The organism is Aminobacter sp. P4_D5, from assembly GCF_056401815.1.
In genome coordinates this window covers 1-886 of the sequence record NZ_JBFUIP010000496.1, presented here as the reverse complement: position 1 = coordinate 886, position 886 = coordinate 1, and the positions used below count along the sequence as shown (strand labels likewise).

Annotated in this window: 2 protein-coding genes; both read right to left on the bottom strand. The window is 63.9% G+C overall.

Annotated elements, in window-relative coordinates; all coding sequences use genetic code 11:
• Window positions 1–520 (bottom strand): potassium channel family protein (locus AC1DWF_RS33025; RefSeq protein WP_476842726.1); only part of this gene is annotated, 520 nt, incomplete at its 3' end.
• The coding region (locus AC1DWF_RS33020) for a potassium transporter TrkG (RefSeq protein ID WP_476842725.1) at window positions 513–886 on the bottom strand (374 nt) is incomplete at its 5' end. The genes AC1DWF_RS33020 and AC1DWF_RS33025, both read right to left, overlap by 8 nt.

Here is an 886-nt window from a genome sequence, read left to right as displayed (position 1 = left end):
GTGCGCATTCGGCGAGGGTCTTGCCCTCAGCCTCGCGCGGCGCACGCGTCTTGACTATCGCGAATCCGTCGTCGAATTCGATGAAGTCGATCATCTTGCCGGTCACCAGATGGGCGACGCGCTCTCCCATCGCGGCCTCGGGAAAGATCACGTGGTGAGCACCCGTGCGTTCCAGGATGCGGCCATGTTTGGGACTAAGCGCCTTGGCCCAGATGTCCTCGATGCCGAGCTCACCGAGCGCCAGTACGGTCAGGACGCTTGCCTCGAGGTCGTTACCGATACCGACAACTGCCCTGCTGAACTCATGCACGCCGAGCCGGCGCAGTGTGTCGCTGTTGGTCGAGTCTGCCTGCACCACGTGGGTGAGCCGGTCCGCCCAGGACTGGACGAGCTCGGCATCCAGGTCGATGGCGAGAACGTCGTGTCCGACACGGGCGAGGGACTCCGCGACCGCACCACCGAAGCGGCCAAGGCCGATCACCACGACGCTATCGCTGCTGGGGGATGGGGTCTTAGCCAACGATGGGGCGCTCCTCCGGATAGCGGTACGGGTTCTGCCTTCTGCGAAGGGCCAAGCCCGTGGCGACGGTGATGGTCCCAACCCGCCCGAGGAACATCAACGCCACCAGAATGATTTGGCCACCCGGCGGCAGGTTGGCGGTAATCCCAGTTGATAGTCCAACAATAGCAAAGGCCGAGATGGCCTCGAACAGAATGTCCTGCAGGGGGAAGTCGCTCACGCTCAGAAGAAGCAGCGTCGCCGTCCCGACGATACCAACAGCGAGCAGCACGATCGTCAACGCCTGCCGCTGGACCTCTCTGGAAATACGACGCCCAAAGGCGGTGGCATCGGGCTCGCCGCGGATCTCGGCCCACACCACCAGTC